This is a genomic window from aff. Roholtiella sp. LEGE 12411 (assembly GCF_015206995.1).
In the GTDB taxonomy this organism is placed as follows: Bacteria; Cyanobacteriota; Cyanobacteriia; order Cyanobacteriales; family Nostocaceae; genus Komarekiella.
This window is the reverse complement of the sequence record NZ_JADEXR010000002.1, coordinates 20,113-35,821: the sequence shown is the minus strand read 5'-3', so window position 1 is coordinate 35,821 and position 15,709 is coordinate 20,113. Positions and strand designations below refer to the sequence as shown.

Below are 15,709 nucleotides of genomic sequence, written 5' to 3'. Positions count from 1 at the left end.
AATCAATATATTAATGTGGGATTACGATCACTTATTTCAAATTATTGAAGAATTGGTAATGCATCATTCTCCTAGTGGTGTAGAAACGGAAATTAACCAGTTGTTGTTGCAGCGATTCACAGAGTTGGGCGTAGAAGTCTGGTGCGATCGCGCTGATAATATCATTGCGAAAATTCCTGGAAAAAATCCATACAGAGCGATCGCAATTACAGCCCATAAAGACGAAATTGGCGCAATTGTCAAAACTCTTGGCGATGAAGGTCGCGTCGAAGTCCGCAAACTCGGTGGCTCTTATCCTTGGGTTTACGGTGAAGGCGTTGTAGATTTACTCGGAGATCATAAAACGATTAGTGGCATTCTCAGCTTTGGTTCACGCCATGTTTCCCACGAATCCCCCCAAAAAGTTCAGCAGGAAGATACTGTCCTGAAATGGGAAAATGCCTGGATTGAAACAAAACTCTCTACTACAGAACTAGAAGCCGCTGGTATTCGACCTGGAACAAGAATGGTGATTGGCAAGCATCGCAAGCTGCCAATTAGGCTAAAAGATCATATTGCTAGTTACACTCTGGATAACAAAGCCTCTATCGCGATTCTGCTTGGCTTAACTCAAAGCCTGAAACAACCAGCTATTGATGTTTATCTAGTAGCATCAGCAAAAGAAGAAGTTGGGGCAATTGGAGCGCTATTTTTTACTCAAAATCAGCGTTTGGATGCTTTGATTGCGTTAGAAATTTGTCCGCTATCAACCGAATACCCAATTGAGGACGGCAAAAGTCCTGTGCTCCTTTATCAGGACGCTTATAGCATTTACGATGAGACTTTGAATGGACAACTACGCCATTGTGCTAAAAATCTAGATATGCCAGTGCAGTTAGCAACCTTAAGTGGTTTTGGTAGCGACGCATCAATTGCTATGAAGTTTGGTCATGTTGCTCGTGCTGCTTGTTTGGCATTTCCTACACAAAATACACACGGCTATGAAATTGCCCATTTAGGAGCGATCGCTAACTGTATTGATTTGTTAAAAGCCTTTTGCGAAACTGGATTTGAGTGATACCTTGAGCAGCACGTTTATCAAAGCCGATGATGGGATTTGAACCCACGGCCTGCTGATTACGAATCAGCTGCTCTACCACTGAGCCACATCGGCGTACACAATCTAGAAGTATAGCATGATTTCCTGATGGTAGAACCAAATCCCAAAAATCGTTTGAACCGTGAACAATATGCCCGCCTCAAAGCAGAAATGGCAACTCCTTATCGCGGATTGCGACTATTTATCTACGTCGCTTTTGGCGCTTCTGGTTTAGTCGGCGCATTCACCTTTTTCTTCCGGCTGCTTGCCGGACGGGATATTGACAGTGCTTTACCGAACTTGGCACTCCAAATAGGAATAGTTGCTTTGATGGGATTCCTCTGGCGCTGGGAGCAGCGTCAGCAAAGACGCCCTTAGAAGGTGAGTACCAATTTCTGAGTGGAAAACTTTAAATGTTAGTTTTTTTGAAGACTTTTTCTTCACGTTATATTTATATTTTTTCAGTTTATTAAACTTTTCATAAAATTGAAAACCTTAAACAGAGAAAAAATAAAAAAAATATTAGGAAATCTCAAAAGGCAAAAATTTCTGAGAAACTGGAAATTGTTCAAACGGGGTCAGCTAATATAAAGACCCTGACTATAAACCTAATCACATTCAAGTAGGGTCAGCTATATTTAAAGACCCCAAATTTAAGAAACACTCAAAATGTTTAAAGCGCCAGACTAACAAGTTGTTATTCTTGGCGCTTTAAATTTGCTAACTAAGGCTTTACTGAACTGTTACCAAATAGGATGAAGGAATTGGTTGGGCACGTCCGGCGCTAACGAGTGCTTGGTAAACGAAAGCTGCAACTTCTGCTCTGGTCGCCTCACGATTAGGATTGAGTTGCTTAGCTGTGGGATAGTTGATCACTAATTGCCGTGCAGTTGCAGCAGCAACCGGGGCGATCGCATAATTAGGAATCTGGGCAGCATCGGTGTAAAAGGAAAGGACATTCTGATTGTTGGCAGTTAAGCCCAAACCATTGGCTAAAGAAACTAATGCTTGCACTCTAGGGATTTGCTGTTGTGGTTTAAAACTCCCATCGGGATAACCAGAGACAAATTGACTCTGATAAGCAGATTTGATAGCGGCGTAAGCCCAAAAATTGCTTTTTACATCTTTAAACTCAATGCTGGCGCGTTTAGCTGGTGGTGTTAAAGCTTTGGTAATAATAGTGGCGAATTGAGCGCGGGTCACAGGTTCGTTGGGTTTAAAACTGCCATCAGGAAAGCCAGCAATAATATTTTTGGAGGCTAAGGCTTCGATGTAGGCTTTTGCCCAATAAGTTGCTGGTACATCTTTAAAGGCAACAGGCTGACCTGGGACAGTTGCGGCAACAAATTCTACTGAACCCAAAATCCGTTTTTGATCAATATCGTTGCCAATAGCGAGAATCTGATTAGTTTTGGTGGCGTTATTCAAGTCATAACGAGTGTTATTCCGAATCAGATTGCTACCAGGACTTTCGTTAGTACCGAGGTCAGGTAGAGCGTTGACCGTCGCTACGACGCCATCTCGCTTGTTGTTTTGAATAACATTCTTACGTAGTACCGGCTTGGCTGACTCCGAGATAAAAAGACCGTCTTGGTTTTGGATGATTTGGTTTTCCACAATCAGGGGTGTGGAAGTGCCACCAATCGCTAGACCAAAACCTGTATCCTGAAATACGTTATTCCGAATCTCTCCTTGGGCAGATCTAGCCACGGAAACTCCGTTGCCTTTGTTTTGTACAAAGAGGTTATTTTCAATTTTGGGATTACCTGTACCCGTGACAAAAACACCCTCTCTTACACTGTTAGTAAAAGTACTGTTTTTGATAATGGGATTAGTTGATTCCACCCACACACCAGTACCCCGCTGATTCGGGTTGGTAACACTTACACCTGTGATAGTAGTATCTTGCTCAGCAAGGATTGTAATATCTTGTCTGGCAAAAGTGCGACTAGTGTAGAAACCTCCGCCTGTAATCAATATTGCTTGACCTTTGGTCGATTCATCACCTCGTAGCGTTACCCCTGGTTTAAGCAGGAGTGGGAAAGTTTCTCCACTTTCCTGGTTATAGTTCCCCCCAGCTAGTTGAATGATTGTACCTGGTTGGGCTTGACTAAGGGCGAAGGTGATGGTTTTGTATGGTGCTGCTGCCGTTGCACCAGCACCAGTAGTATCTGCACCAGTTGCGGAGTTAACGTAAATAACCGTTGCAGTTGCAGGAACTTGGGCTGTGAGAGTAGGGGCAATAGTTTCTTGGTGAGTAGCGCCAGCATTTACTTTACCAGACAGTAGCATTGAGCCACTAGAAACAGCTAACAAAGCTGTTAGTCCGGCTACCACACGTAATGTAAATTTGAAGTTATTGCTAGAAAGAAGGCGAAAATTTTTCGCTGAAGAAATGTGAAAACCCCGATATTTCATTTTTAAAGTCTGTGATGTGCTGAATTAATGTACGTTGAACAAGGTTTAAGATAGCAGCCATATAGCTGTAAAACCCATGCAAAACTATACCGGATGATTAGCACTAATTCAGCTAAATTCCTTAGATACATCACAGAACTTATACTGTTGATTTCTGAAAATTTTACTAGAGGTATTTTTCAGACGAGGAGTCGCGCTCAGTCTACTGCCTATTAGGCGACGTAATAGCCAGATTACAACTAACCTGTGAATCGTTCTAACCTTGATACCAAAAGGATTAAACGAGTAGCGAGTCCTCGCCCAAGAAGCGGCGACACCAAAGGCGAACGAGCGTCAAGTTATTCATACACCGTCTCGTAGAGCAGACCGACAAGCTGTACGTGCGCCTTTAGTTCTTTCTGCAAGCCAAGATGGGCAGGTGTCGTTAATCGAAATTATTGAAAATAATCCCACAGAGGAAGTCGAAGTTGATGGCGATCGCTTGGAGAGTGCCTATCGTCAACTTCGCCGCTTGCAAACAAGCCTACAAGATTTATCCGAAAAAGCGGTTGTTCAAAACCTCGCCCCTAGTGGGCGAAAAAATCCTTGTTTCTCAAGGTAGGTAAAAACCCCACCCCTTGTGGGTGGCTGAATTAATTGCGAAAAGCAGCGAATTGCGATCTTCGGAGCGGGGCGTTAGCCCATTGCGAATTGGTTTTATTTGGTTCTTAGTAAGCTAAAGTCTCTAAAGTTTCTCTTAAATACCGTTGTACCTGCTGTTCAAGGCGAAGCCCCTGTAATTGAGCATCACGTTCTAGTTGCCAGCGTTGAAAGCCTGAACTTGCAGAGATCGCGTATTTGAGACCATACCAAATTTCGGTATCTGGAGAAATTTTGCGATCGCTAGAAGCTGGAATTTGAGCCATAGTTCCTCATTCCTCAGTTTTAACTTCCAGATTCAACCGGGGCAAGATTCGATTAACCCGCACCCCTAAAATTGTGAAATTCTGCTTAATCTTTTCTAAAGATAATGGTTCTGTAGCAGCAAATTCTGTGTCATTAGTCACTAAAACTCGCGCTACACTCACAGGAATTTGTAAAAATAGATTGCTTGCCAAAAAAGCTAAAGCAGCAAGGAGTAGCCCTAGTCCGCGCCATTGTGGTAAAAATTTAGCTCCATTGGCTACCATTGGGGCAATTTGATAAAGATGCCAAAGCACCAAAACTAATAATATTGCCGCCCCTATGGACAGCAGCCGATTTAACTTTGTATTAATTAAACAGAGAATTTTTCGCTGTCCCTCAGTCAGATTTTCTGGTTTTAGAGCTATTCCCAAAATCGCAAATATGTAAAAAGGACGGCGTAACTGCATCCACAGCAGAGGAAAAATACCAATGGCTGCGACTAGGAATAACTCCATCCACATTGGTAACAGTGGCTTACCGACGGATAGGAACAATAAGCACAGGAGCAAAAAAATAGGCAACGTTGCCAAGCCGGCAACGTGAATCCACAAGATAGGTTCAGAGCGAAATGAGCGCATAGGACAAGAGGAGGAGAAGATAGGGAGAAAAGCAGAGTAGGCAAAAGGAGATAGGGGGGCAAGAGTTTAAAATTTAAAATTACTCTTCCACTCCTCCACTTTCTCACTCTCCCATTCTTCCACTCTCCCTTTGTGATCATTTCGTCAATGTCAGAGTGCGGCGCTTAGTCACCATCTGGTAGGCTTCGATGATGTCACCTTCAACCCAATCATTGAATTTATCAATGCCGACACCGCATTCATAACCGGCGTTGACCTCACGCGAGTCCTCTTTCATCCGTTTTAGGGAATCCAGAACACCTTCATAGACCACTTTACTGCCACGACGCACCCGCACTTTGCAGTTGCGAATCAGCTTGCCAGATTGAACGTAGCAACCGGCAACCGCACCACGACCGACTGGGAAGACGGCACGTACTTCGGTTTGACCCAAGGGTTCTTCCACCAACTCTGGTTCCAAAAGACCTTCCAAGGCATCTTGGATGTCTTCCAAGAGTTTGTAGATAATGTTGTATTCCCGGACATCTACACCAGCCTCATCGGCGGCTTGTCTTGCTCCACTGGCAAAGGTGGTATTGAAGCCAATGATCACAGCGTTACTGGCAGCTGCTAAGTCGATATCTGTCTCGGTGATTTCCCCAGCAGTAGCCAACAGCATCCGAATTTGGACTTCGTTTTGTGGGATTTGCTTGAGCGCTCCCACAATGGCTTCCACCGAACCTTGTACGTCTCCCTTCAAGATTAAGTTGAGTTCTTTCAACTCGCCTTCTTGTGCCTGAGCTGACAGGGTTGTAAGGGTAACACGTCCTTGCAATAAGCGTGATTGACGTTGTTTGTCGGCTCTGTCGGCTGCGAGTGAGCGAGCTTCTTTTTCGTTCTCGAAGACTTCAAACTCATCGCCTGCCGCTGGTACTTCACTTAAGCCTAATACCTCGACTGCAAAGGAGGGAGAGGCAATATCGACTCTTGCGCCTCTGTCATTAACCATTGCCCGCACCTTACCAAAGGCGGAGCCGGCTACCAGCATATCTCCCACATGTAGGGTACCATTCTGAATTAGGAGGGTAGCAACTGCTCCCTTAGCTTTATCCAGATGGGCTTCAATTACTGTTCCTTTAGCGGAGCGATCGGGGTTCGCATTGAGTTCTTCTACTTCTGCTACGAGCAGAATCATCTCTAAAAGCGTATCTAGGTTTTCACCTCGGATAGCGCTCACGGGAACCATAATCGTTTCACCGCCCCAATCTTCTGCGGTCAGACCATACTGAGTGAGTTCTTGTTTCACCCGCTCTGGCTGCGCCCCTTCTTTGTCGATTTTGTTGATTGCGACAATAATCGGCACTCCAGCAGCTTGAGCGTGGCTAACTGCTTCAACAGTTTGGGGACGGACGCCATCATCAGCAGCCACTACTAGAATGGCAATATCTGTTACCCGCGCTCCTCGCGCCCGCATAGCTGTAAAGGCTTCGTGTCCGGGGGTATCTAGGAAGACAACCTGCTGCATTTTGCCTTCATGTTCGACATCTACATGATATGCACCGATGTGTTGGGTAATGCCACCTGCTTCGCCCGCAGCTACTTTGGTTTTGCGAATGGAGTCGAGCAGAGTTGTTTTACCGTGGTCAACGTGACCCATAATTGTCACTACTGGTGGACGGCGGTGGAGATAATCCAAGTCTTCCGCACCGACCATTTCTGTGACTTTCCGGGCTTCTGCTTCTGGTTCAGCGGTTTCAACTTCTATTTCTAGTTCTTTTCCTACCAGAGTAATTGTAGGAATATCAAGATTTTGGGTGATACTCACCGCCATGCCTTTGAGGAACAGGATTTTTACAATCTCTGTATCGGCAACGGCCATAACGTCAGCCAGTTCTTGCACAGTCAGTGGGCCTGTCACCACCACTTTTTCTGGACGCTCACGCTTGACTTCGGTTTCTTGGCGACGGTTTTGGTCGCGGCTGTAACTAGATTTTCTACTACCCCTAGCGGTTGGAATGCTAACGGCCACTGGGGCAATTGGCTGTGCAGGCCGGGCAGCTTTGGGTTTGGGAGGACGGGCGATGGAAAGACTGACTTGGACAGTAGCTGGTATTTCCAGACCATCTTCGTCCAGTAGATCTTCTTCTTCAAATTCATCATCAAGTATCGGCTTGATCCGCTTACCTTTGACGCCAGCCTTTGCCTTCTCTTTAACTTCGTCAATGATTTCCTCTTCCACCCACTTTTTCCCACCTTTGGTAGGACGGGGTGGAGTTGGGCGTTTCAAATCGAGGAGATCGGGTGCAACTGGCTCATCACCCAATCCTTCAGATTTCGCTGCTACTCCTGACATCTGTCTTGGTGGGGTAGCTATTGGCATTGCTGCTACAGCTTCACCAGGACGTGCTGGTCTGGGTCTTTGCCCTTCTCCTAGTGTTGCTGGTGCTGATGGTCTATTACCCCTATGCTCTGGTTTGACAGGCGGCGGAGTGGGACGACCCTGTCTTGGCGGTGCAGTTTGTGGGATCTGGTCAGTTGTCAGCTTAGCGACTTTTGGCTTGACTTGATCGCGCTCTTCTTCGACACGCCGTGGGCGATCGCGTTTGAGTACCGGTTTGTCTGCCTGAGATTGCGGCTCATCTGGCTGCGGTTCTTCCGTCAATGGTCTTGACGGTGGGGCAACCAATTGCGGTTTTGGGGTTTTTTCCGGTTTGGGTCTGGGTGGAACTGTTTTTTCCGGTTTTTCCGCTGCTATTTTTTCCGGTGCCTGATCTGTATTAGGCTTTTGATCCGCATCAGTGACAGGAGGTTTTTGTGCGGTTTCAGGCTGATTCCGGGGTACAGGTCGAATTGGTGCCGTCGGCTGCATGATTGAGACAGGTGTAGCGAAGGGCCGTGGAGGTGAAGGAGGATTAGCTTCAGACAAGGCAGCTTGGGTATTGGTAGCGACTGACGCCTCTGGGGCGTTGGAGGTAGGATTTCTCAATATTTTGGGCTTACGGATTTCCAAAATTTGTTGTTTGTGAGGTGGAGCAGATCGGTTATGTCCGCCATTTTGTGGCGAATTTGGTTTATGACTGGTGATACCTAATTCTTTTTTGGTCGTTCCATTGGTAGCTGCAAGTTTTTCCGCAGCCAAACGGATACGTTCTGCCTCCGATTCGGAAATTGTGCTGCTATGGCTTTTGACCGCAATGTTGAGCTGATCGCAAATTGCTAATAGCTCTTTGTTATCCAAATTCAATTCCTTTGATAATTCGTAGATTCTAACTTTGCCGTTGTTCATCCACTCTTCCCCTTTAATTTACAGTTTTAGCGGATGGTTGCCTGGTTTGCGACATCTCCATCCTTTGATTACTGTTTTTTGGTTGCCGTTCAGATTTTGTCGGTGCCTCCAATCAGGAAAGAGAGATGTTTCGGTTTAATACTGGCATCCCCACTAGGAAAGATGGTTGACGCCAAACTGCGCTTGAGCGCTACCAGGTTGCCATTTTGTAGTTTTTTGTTTTGGTGTTTCTGAGTCTTCCACAACACAATTGAGTAAATCTTGTTGGGAGTGTTGCTTCGCTCCTCTCTTTTATTGGAGAGCTGGTTGCTAACTACACCCATTTACTATTTTGGCACTAACCCTACTAAACGCAGAGGGTGTAATGAAAGCACGAATAGTTCGGCTTTCGGCACAATTCCTCTTCTGGATTACCACCACCAAGTTGTTCCAACTAAATTTTATTTTGGGTATTGTTTTGGGCTAGACGCTGCCACAATGTTTGATACAGTGCTTCTGGCACTGATGCATGTAGCGATCGCCCTAGTCGATTTTTTTTTTGAGCAGCTTGTAGGCAGCTCGGTTGTGGACAAATATAGGCAGAACGCCCCATGCCCATATCCAATTGTACCTTCCCCGATGGAAAGACGCGGACAATCCGCCAAAACTCTTCTTTCAAGCCTACTTTGCGGCAACTAGTACAGCGCCGATAATTTGGTTTCATCGGTTCTCTGCTACCTTATGTCAGCAGTTTGGTTGTAAAAAAAGTTTGTTATTGCCAATTTCTACTTATACCAAGTTACCTTGCCAAAAGTAATCTTTCAGACTGGGAATGCATTCAACATTACTTGAACTCCAAGAGGCTAATAAATTATTCCTCATCGTTAGTGTCAAAACCATCATCCTCTAATTCTAGTTCTTCTTGATTTTCATCTTCTAGCTCCTCAAAATCAATGTCATCTTCTTCGTCTCGTTCCTCTTGTTGATATTTAGCTCGTGCAGCTGCAAACTTAGCATCTTCTGCCGCGTAATCATACTTAGCTTTGTCTTTGATGTCAATTTTCCAACCAGTCAGGCGGGCAGCCAAACGGACATTTTGTCCCTCTTTGCCAATAGCTAAGCTCAGTTGATCTTCAGCTACTAGTACGTGAGTTTGCCGAGTTTCTGGATCCATGAGGCGCACTTCATCTACCCGTGCTGGACTCAAGGCGTTGGCAATATACGTTGCTGGGTCTGGAGACCAGCGAATCACGTCTATTTTCTCACCGCGCAATTCGTTGACTACCACTTGAATTCGCGATCCCCGTGCTCCAATACAAGCACCTACTGGATCAACATCGCGATCAAGAGTGTCTACTGCTATTTTAGTCCGGGGCCCTACATAACGTGAGGGGGGATTTGCCTCTCTAGCTACGGCGACAATCCGCACCACTTCATCCTCAATTTCCGGCACTTCGTTGGCGAAAAGATAAACTACCAAACCAGCATCGGCGCGAGACACGAGCAACTGCGGCCCCCGTTGCTGACCTTGAGAAACTTTTTTGAGATAAACTTTAAATGTGGCATTCGCCCGATAATTGTCGTTGGGCAGTTGTTCTCGCTTGGGTAATTCGGCTTCTACCTCTGGCTGACCAAAACCACTGGTAACTGCTAGGATTACCGATTGTCTCTCAAATCGCAGAACTCTTGCTTGCAGGACAGTTCCTTCTAAATCTTGGAACTCTTCTTGTACCATCTGGCGTTGTTGATCCCGTAGTTTTTGCGCCAGTACCTGCTTTGTCTGCATCGCTGCCATCCGACCAAATTCTCCCTGATCTGGCGTAACATCCAATACTACGGAGTCCCCTAACTGCGCTTCGGGAGCTACTAATTGAACTTCGTCTAGGGAAATCTGATGGTCTGAGTTGCTGACCTCTTCGACAATGGTTTTAGTGGAGAGAACGCGAAACCCTTCTCCTTCAATATCAAGTTCTACTTCAAAATTATCGAAATAATCTTCATCAAACTGTTTGCGTTCTAAATTTTGGGCACGACGGTAACGTTCGTAGCCCTTGAGCAATGCTTCTCTTATAGCTGATTGAACTGCAAGACGGGGTAAATTACGCTCGCGACTTATACTTTCAATTAATTCTTTTAATCCCGGTAAACTAACCATTGACATAAGCAATCTCCTTACGTTTTATGTAAGCATCCAGCGTAATTTTGGATTTTAAATTTTAGATTTAGATTAGGGATTGGTGATTAATAATAGGTAATTGTGGCTCGATTTGCCATTCACCGTTACCTAATTAGATCACCAACCTTTAATCCAAGATCTGTCTTAGAAAGTTGAGCTATTGCGCCAATTGAGGAAGCCGACGCTCAGACTTTCCGTAAAATCTAAAATCCAAAATCACCTATCGGCGCTCATCCATCTGCACCCTAGTAATTAGGGAGCGCGGAATTTCGACTACACGACCTTTTTGGTTTAAGTAAACTTTTGTCTCATCTCGGCGAATTAACTGACCAATCCACTCTTGCTGTCCGTCGTAGGGTGGAGAAGTGGAGATGATTACAGGAAATCCTTTAAAGGAAATAAACTCCCTGTCGGTGACTAGTTGCCGCGAAATACCAGGACTGGACACTTCTAAGATATAAGCATCTGGAACGATTTCCGCTGCATCTAAGAAGGCTTCTAAAGCACGGCTCATCCTCTCACAATCATCCAACCCAGTATCTTGCTGAGTATTGCGGATATCTACCCGCAATACTGGCGGACGTTGGTTAGTGTGAAAAACTACACCAACAACTTCCAACCCCAGTTCTTCTGCTACTGGTGTCGCCAAATCAATAATTTGTGGGACTAAGGGATGAGTCATGCGAGAATTCAATAAAAAAAGTGGGCATCGACCCACTTCCTGCGATAGGAATATCTTCCAAGAAGTCTTGTGACGAACCATGATGGTTCGCCCCTAATTTGAGTTTAGCGCATTTCTTTGATAGTCAAGAGTCATTTGGTCAAGGGTCAAGGGTCAAGGGTCAAGATTTATAAGAAAAATGCTGAAAACCCCTGAGAGACAGGTGCGTAAGCACCGTATCTCGTACTTCAGGCTCTTGATGAAAGCTAGTAGCACCGTTTACGGTGTTCCGATTTAATCTTTTTGGTGTGCAATATACTCTATTACATTTTTTGTAGAAATATTGCCAGCAGTTGAAACAAAATAACTTGGTGTCCATAGAGTTGGAAGTTTAAGCAATTCTGGAAACTCTCTTCTTAAGTGATGAGAAGCCCGTCCTTTAATCCTATTCATGATTTGGGACGGGTTATCTGTTGGTTTCACATTCAAAAATAAGTGAACATGGTCAGGCATAATTTCCATTGCAACAATTTTCCATCTATTTTCAATGCAAACCTCACAGATGATTTGCTGTAATCTCTCTGCTATTTCACCTAGCAATACCTTCTTTCTGCGCTTAGGGATAAAAACAAAGTGGTAGTTGAGTAGTGATATAGCGTTTCCTTGCAAAGTTAAAATTGATGGGTCTTCCGGGAGATTTTTAAAGAACGGGCAATCAAGAAAGAAGGGTTTAAATCGCGCTATCTCTGATGCAAGTTGGGGTGAGTTGATTTTAAAGATTGAGTATCTGGCTGAGAAGCAAGGAAAAGTCGTAATTAAAATCAATCCTAAACATTCATCCCAAGAATGCAGAAATTGTGGACATATTGATAAGTCAAATCGTGATGGTGAGAAGTTCATTTGTACAGAATGCGGGTATCACGAACACGCTGACATCGGTGCAGCCAAAACAATTAGAGATAGAGGTTTGGAAATAGTACGTGGGGACTCCGCGAAACTAGGTGTTAATCACCAAAACGTCCAAAAGGTGAGCCAGTTGCTCTACTTGGGGAGACCCCAAGTAGAGCAACTGGCGGTATCACCACGCTCTATGAGCAAACGTGGTGAGTTTGGGAACCTGTGCAAACAGGATATTAGGGCTGCAAAGTCTTAAGAATCTCCTCGCCTTTAGGCAGGAGAGCGTCAACTTTCTCTAGTTTTTGGCAGAGCAGTAGCTTTATCCACCAGTGCTGGAATTGATGCTTGTGTTCGTAGATGCCTCGTTTGTTCGATAATTTGATCCATATCTTCTTGAGATAAACGTTGGACGTAGTTGAGCTTGATTTCCTCTAAGAAGTCAAAAAGTAAGCTTTGAAGTTCTGAAAGTAGTTGTTTATTCTGTACTTCTGCTCCCAAGGCTTTGCTAAAGCTTTGTACCAATTGACTGGAGAGTTTTGCACCAACAGGATCTTTGACAGCGCTAACTAAAGCGCTGTAGAGGTTAGTTGTGATTTGCGTCGCCAGTTGTTCGCTTAATTGGGCTTGTGCTTGTCCTATGCCAAGGAAATTTTGAAGGTTGCCGTAGATAGGTACTTGATGGAAGACAGTTTCGATGTTGTGGCGCAAAATGGCAATGATCTCTGGTTGGATTTTGGGCAGTACCTGATAGACAATTGTTTGCACCAAAAGACCCGCGATCGCTTCTACTTCATTCACGTTATTAATATCTATGTAGGGACGCAGGTTATCTTGTTGCAACAGCCAACGCATTAGCTCACCCCGCTGAATTGAACCCTGGATTTGGTTAATCACCCTCACCACGACAATTTCTGTGATTTCCTCGGCAAAATTGGCAACAATTCCCAGATGAATTTGCTGTTGCACTAGGTGAAGATCCAATATCCGCGCTTGATCGAGGCGAATTAATACCGGCATGATTCGCAACCATCGCCAAAACGGCATCAGCAAGAACAAGTCGTACCAACGCCATAACACTGCTTCTAACCAGCTTAAACCTGGATGTTGGCGTCTGATAGAGAAGGTTCGCCCCAGCAATTCGACGCCAAATAAAATCACAAACGGTAAGTCAATAATCCAGAAATCATCAATAAATTCGCCATTTTCCCCAATTTTGCGGTAATAGTTAACAGCAATTAGGGGACGGATTTTCTGGTTGAAAAAATTAATTTCTTGTTTCCAGCCATTTTGAGATAAATACGACTGACTCCAGAAAGTCGCAAAAGCTCGTTTTGCTGATTCTTGTCTAGTGCGATCGCCCATCCGATTTTTGATTTTTTCCAGAGTACCACTCTTATCCACTCCCGCAAACGGATTGCTGTCAATCATCTCGCTGCTAAGACGACTTATTTCCTCTAGCTTAGTTTTTACTTGAGGCGACTGTAACCCCACTTGGCTTACTTGTTCTTCTAAGGCGGCTACTATTTTCAGATATTTGTTCGTATCTCGATGGGGTTCAATACCCTTAATTGGATCATAAATCTGGGTAATTTGGGGAAGTCTTCGCAAGTAGAAATCCCGCCAAGGCACGTAGCTTAAATCAAACAAAACTAAACCTAAGTTCACGGTGGCAGTGATTGCCATCAATCTTTCAAACCATAGGTTACGCTGCTTGGGCGATTTTGTGTTTTTCATTATTAGTTTTAGATTATACAAATTTGGGATATTTTAGATCTTAGATATCTCAGATATCTCAGGTCTTTCCAGACCCAGAATACTTTTAATTAAAAATACTTCTATTGGTGGATGACAAAAATATATTTTTATAAAAACTTTGTTGAATTTAGAAAACATCTCACAAATTAATCAAAATTCATTAAAAATAGAGAAAAAAGATGTTAAAGAAACTTAAAATGCACCTGTTGACCTCTATATCTTGCTGATTTAATCCAAAGGAGTTTTAAGTATGTGGTGTGAGTTTGGAAAATCAAGCGTGTCAGTTGCTGCGACCTGCTTGATAACTGCTAGTTTAGTAGTTTCTAACACAAGTTTTGCGGCTATTCAGCGTAATTATACGCCACAGCAATTCCGTGGTGTATTGCGGGGATTAGGTTACAACGTCCAGGTCAAAAATACGCCCTTGACGGATGAGGAAACTAAAAAAGCAATCCGTGAATTCCAGACGGGTTATAAGCTAAAACCAGTTGATGGAATAGCAGGGCCACAAACCCAAGCTTATGCTGCTAACATCATGAAAATTTTGCAAGCAAATTTAAATGCAGTGCTTAAGCCGAATCCTCCCCTCCCCCGCGACCAGTTTTATGGCCCCCGGACAGAAGAGGTGGTAAAGGAATTTCAGAAAAAATACCAGATGCAAGAAACTGGAATTGCTAATTTAGCACTCCGCCAAAAGCTGAATGAAGAAGCTAAGAAAGTCTTAAGCCAACCTACAATTAAGCCGTCGCCTAAGCCAACAGCCAAACCGATGGCTACACCAACAGCCAAACCGACAGTTACACCAACAGTTACACCAACACCAACAGTTACACCAACACCAACAGCCACACCAACAGTTACACCAACAGTTACACCAACAGTTACACCGACAGTTACACCGACAGTTACACCGACAGTTACACCGACAGTTACACCGACAGTTACACCGACACCAACGACTACACCCTAAGCATTACCAAAACAATTACTACCTCAAGATTTCAAGTTCTCTGATTTGGTTCTTCTAAAGGTCTACCTTTCGGTGTGGGTAAAATTGGGCGGCGGTCATTGTAAGGCATAGGAATGTACTGAACAGTCGGTCGCCCTCCTTGTGGTTGTGGGTACAAATCCATAAGATCATAAATACAACGGGGTAGCCCGACGGTTATGGGCAGCCCCATTTCTGTAGCCTCTTCAACAGTGATGGGATAGTCGTGGGTAACACGCCCGGTTGTCAAGGCTTCAATAATCGGTTCGATGTTTTCTGGTAGAACTTTTTGTTTAGGTATACTATCCTTAAGCAGAGTCCGCACAAACCGCTGTACCTGCTGAATAGCTTTGCCTGAGAGGTCTGCCATAATCAAGGTTTGGTCATCAATTTCACCGATGGGTTTATGTTCAACCACTTTCAGGATACTCGCTGCTGGGTAGTTGCCCAGTTGGGGATCAACTGGCCCCAAGACAGCATTGGCATCCATGATAATTTCATCAGATGCGAGAGCAAGCATTGTACCTCCACTCATAGCATAGTGAGGCACAAAAACGCTGACTTTTGCGGTATGGCGAATTAATGCTCTAGCAATTTGTTCTGTAGCCAATACCAAACCACCAGGAGTATGCAAAATTAAGTCAATTGGGACATCTGGTGGGGTAAGGCGAATTGCCCGCAGTATTTGTTCTGAATCTTCAATAGTAATGTAGCGCGATAAGGGAATGCCTAGTAAGCTAATGGACTCTTGGCGGTGAATCAGTAAAATCACCCTACTTTTGCGTTGATGCTGAAATTCTTCTAGAGCACGCAAGCGCCGATATTCTATTTGACGTCTTTGCCAGATGGGTTGTAAGGAAGAAAGCAGAAGGAAAATCCAGAATAAATCACCAATACCAAAGCCCATAAAATTAATTGTTCAATAATAATGTTTGCCGTCATTATTGTGACAATTTTTGGACAATTACA

15 protein-coding genes and 1 tRNA gene are annotated in these 15,709 nt (G+C 44.3%); 5 read left to right on the top strand and 11 right to left on the bottom strand.

Features of this window, described 5'->3' with window-relative positions:
* The first annotated feature begins 13 nt into the window (after nucleotides 1-13).
* Nucleotides 14-1,057: a M42 family metallopeptidase gene (locus IQ246_RS00920; protein ID WP_193999257.1), complete on the top strand. Its 1,044-nt coding sequence runs from the start codon at nucleotides 14-16 to the stop codon at nucleotides 1,055-1,057.
* Between the two features lie 24 nt (nucleotides 1,058-1,081).
* Here the strand turns inward: IQ246_RS00920 and IQ246_RS00915 are convergent.
* Nucleotides 1,082-1,153, bottom strand: a tRNA-Thr gene (locus tag IQ246_RS00915).
* A 33-nt stretch (nucleotides 1,154-1,186) separates the two neighbouring features.
* Between IQ246_RS00915 and IQ246_RS00910 the strand changes: the two genes are divergently transcribed.
* Nucleotides 1,187-1,456 carry a DUF3493 domain-containing protein gene (locus IQ246_RS00910; protein WP_193999255.1) on the top strand — a complete coding sequence of 90 codons (270 nt, stop codon included), beginning with the start codon at nucleotides 1,187-1,189 and terminating at the stop codon, nucleotides 1,454-1,456.
* A 354-nt stretch (nucleotides 1,457-1,810) separates the two neighbouring features.
* Here the strand turns inward: IQ246_RS00910 and IQ246_RS00905 are convergent, their stop codons facing one another.
* Complete coding sequence (locus IQ246_RS00905) at nucleotides 1,811-3,496, bottom strand: DUF1565 domain-containing protein (protein WP_193999253.1); 1,686 nt, start codon at nucleotides 3,494-3,496, stop codon at nucleotides 1,811-1,813.
* A gap of 340 nt (nucleotides 3,497-3,836) precedes the next feature.
* On the opposite strand from IQ246_RS00905, the gene IQ246_RS00900 reads away from it, so the two are divergent.
* A complete protein-coding gene (locus tag IQ246_RS00900) occupies nucleotides 3,837-4,097 on the top strand; it encodes an alpha/beta hydrolase (RefSeq protein ID WP_339379217.1) in 261 nt (86 codons plus the stop codon).
* A 106-nt stretch (nucleotides 4,098-4,203) separates the two neighbouring features.
* Here IQ246_RS00900 and IQ246_RS00895 read toward each other — a convergent pair whose 3' ends face one another.
* The 7 genes from IQ246_RS00895 to tnpA form a co-directional block, all read right to left on the bottom strand.
* Complete coding sequence (locus IQ246_RS00895) at nucleotides 4,204-4,401, bottom strand: hypothetical protein (RefSeq protein WP_193999251.1); 198 nt, start codon at nucleotides 4,399-4,401, stop codon at nucleotides 4,204-4,206.
* A 6-nt stretch (nucleotides 4,402-4,407) separates the two neighbouring features.
* Nucleotides 4,408-5,019, bottom strand: coding sequence for a low-complexity tail membrane protein (locus tag IQ246_RS00890; RefSeq protein WP_193999249.1), 612 nt, complete (start codon nucleotides 5,017-5,019; stop codon nucleotides 4,408-4,410).
* A gap of 136 nt (nucleotides 5,020-5,155) precedes the next feature.
* Entirely contained in the window at nucleotides 5,156-8,284 is a 3,129-nt protein-coding gene (gene infB, locus IQ246_RS00885) for a translation initiation factor IF-2 (RefSeq protein ID WP_193999247.1), read from the bottom strand.
* Between the two features lie 433 nt (nucleotides 8,285-8,717).
* Nucleotides 8,718-8,987: a YlxR family protein gene (locus IQ246_RS00880; protein WP_193999244.1), complete on the bottom strand. Its 270-nt coding sequence runs from the start codon at nucleotides 8,985-8,987 to the stop codon at nucleotides 8,718-8,720.
* Between the two features lie 147 nt (nucleotides 8,988-9,134).
* Nucleotides 9,135-10,424 carry a transcription termination factor NusA gene (nusA, locus tag IQ246_RS00875; RefSeq protein ID WP_193999242.1) on the bottom strand — a complete coding sequence of 430 codons (1,290 nt, stop codon included), beginning with the start codon at nucleotides 10,422-10,424 and terminating at the stop codon, nucleotides 9,135-9,137.
* 235 nt (nucleotides 10,425-10,659) lie between these two features.
* Nucleotides 10,660-11,121, bottom strand: coding sequence for a ribosome maturation factor RimP (gene rimP, locus IQ246_RS00870; RefSeq protein WP_193999366.1), 462 nt, complete (start codon nucleotides 11,119-11,121; stop codon nucleotides 10,660-10,662).
* 273 nt (nucleotides 11,122-11,394) lie between these two features.
* Nucleotides 11,395-11,769 carry an IS200/IS605 family transposase gene (tnpA, locus tag IQ246_RS00865; protein WP_208491947.1) on the bottom strand — a complete coding sequence of 125 codons (375 nt, stop codon included), beginning with the start codon at nucleotides 11,767-11,769 and terminating at the stop codon, nucleotides 11,395-11,397.
* 97 nt (nucleotides 11,770-11,866) lie between these two features.
* Between tnpA and IQ246_RS00860 the strand changes: the two genes are divergently transcribed.
* Nucleotides 11,867-12,253 carry a zinc ribbon domain-containing protein gene (locus IQ246_RS00860; protein ID WP_208491946.1) on the top strand — a complete coding sequence of 129 codons (387 nt, stop codon included), beginning with the start codon at nucleotides 11,867-11,869 and terminating at the stop codon, nucleotides 12,251-12,253.
* 29 nt (nucleotides 12,254-12,282) lie between these two features.
* On the opposite strand, the gene IQ246_RS00855 is transcribed toward IQ246_RS00860, so the two are convergent.
* Nucleotides 12,283-13,731: a hypothetical protein gene (locus IQ246_RS00855; RefSeq protein ID WP_193999240.1), complete on the bottom strand. Its 1,449-nt coding sequence runs from the start codon at nucleotides 13,729-13,731 to the stop codon at nucleotides 12,283-12,285.
* 271 nt (nucleotides 13,732-14,002) lie between these two features.
* On the opposite strand from IQ246_RS00855, the gene IQ246_RS00850 reads away from it, so the two are divergent.
* Nucleotides 14,003-14,722, top strand: coding sequence for a peptidoglycan-binding protein (locus IQ246_RS00850; protein ID WP_193999238.1), 720 nt, complete (start codon nucleotides 14,003-14,005; stop codon nucleotides 14,720-14,722).
* Nucleotides 14,723-14,753: 31 nt separating this feature from the next.
* Here IQ246_RS00850 and IQ246_RS00845 read toward each other — a convergent pair whose 3' ends face one another.
* Nucleotides 14,754-15,647 (bottom strand): hypothetical protein, encoded by an 894-nt coding sequence (locus IQ246_RS00845; protein WP_193999236.1) that lies wholly within the window; start codon nucleotides 15,645-15,647, stop codon nucleotides 14,754-14,756.
* Nucleotides 15,648-15,709 lie beyond the last annotated feature (62 nt).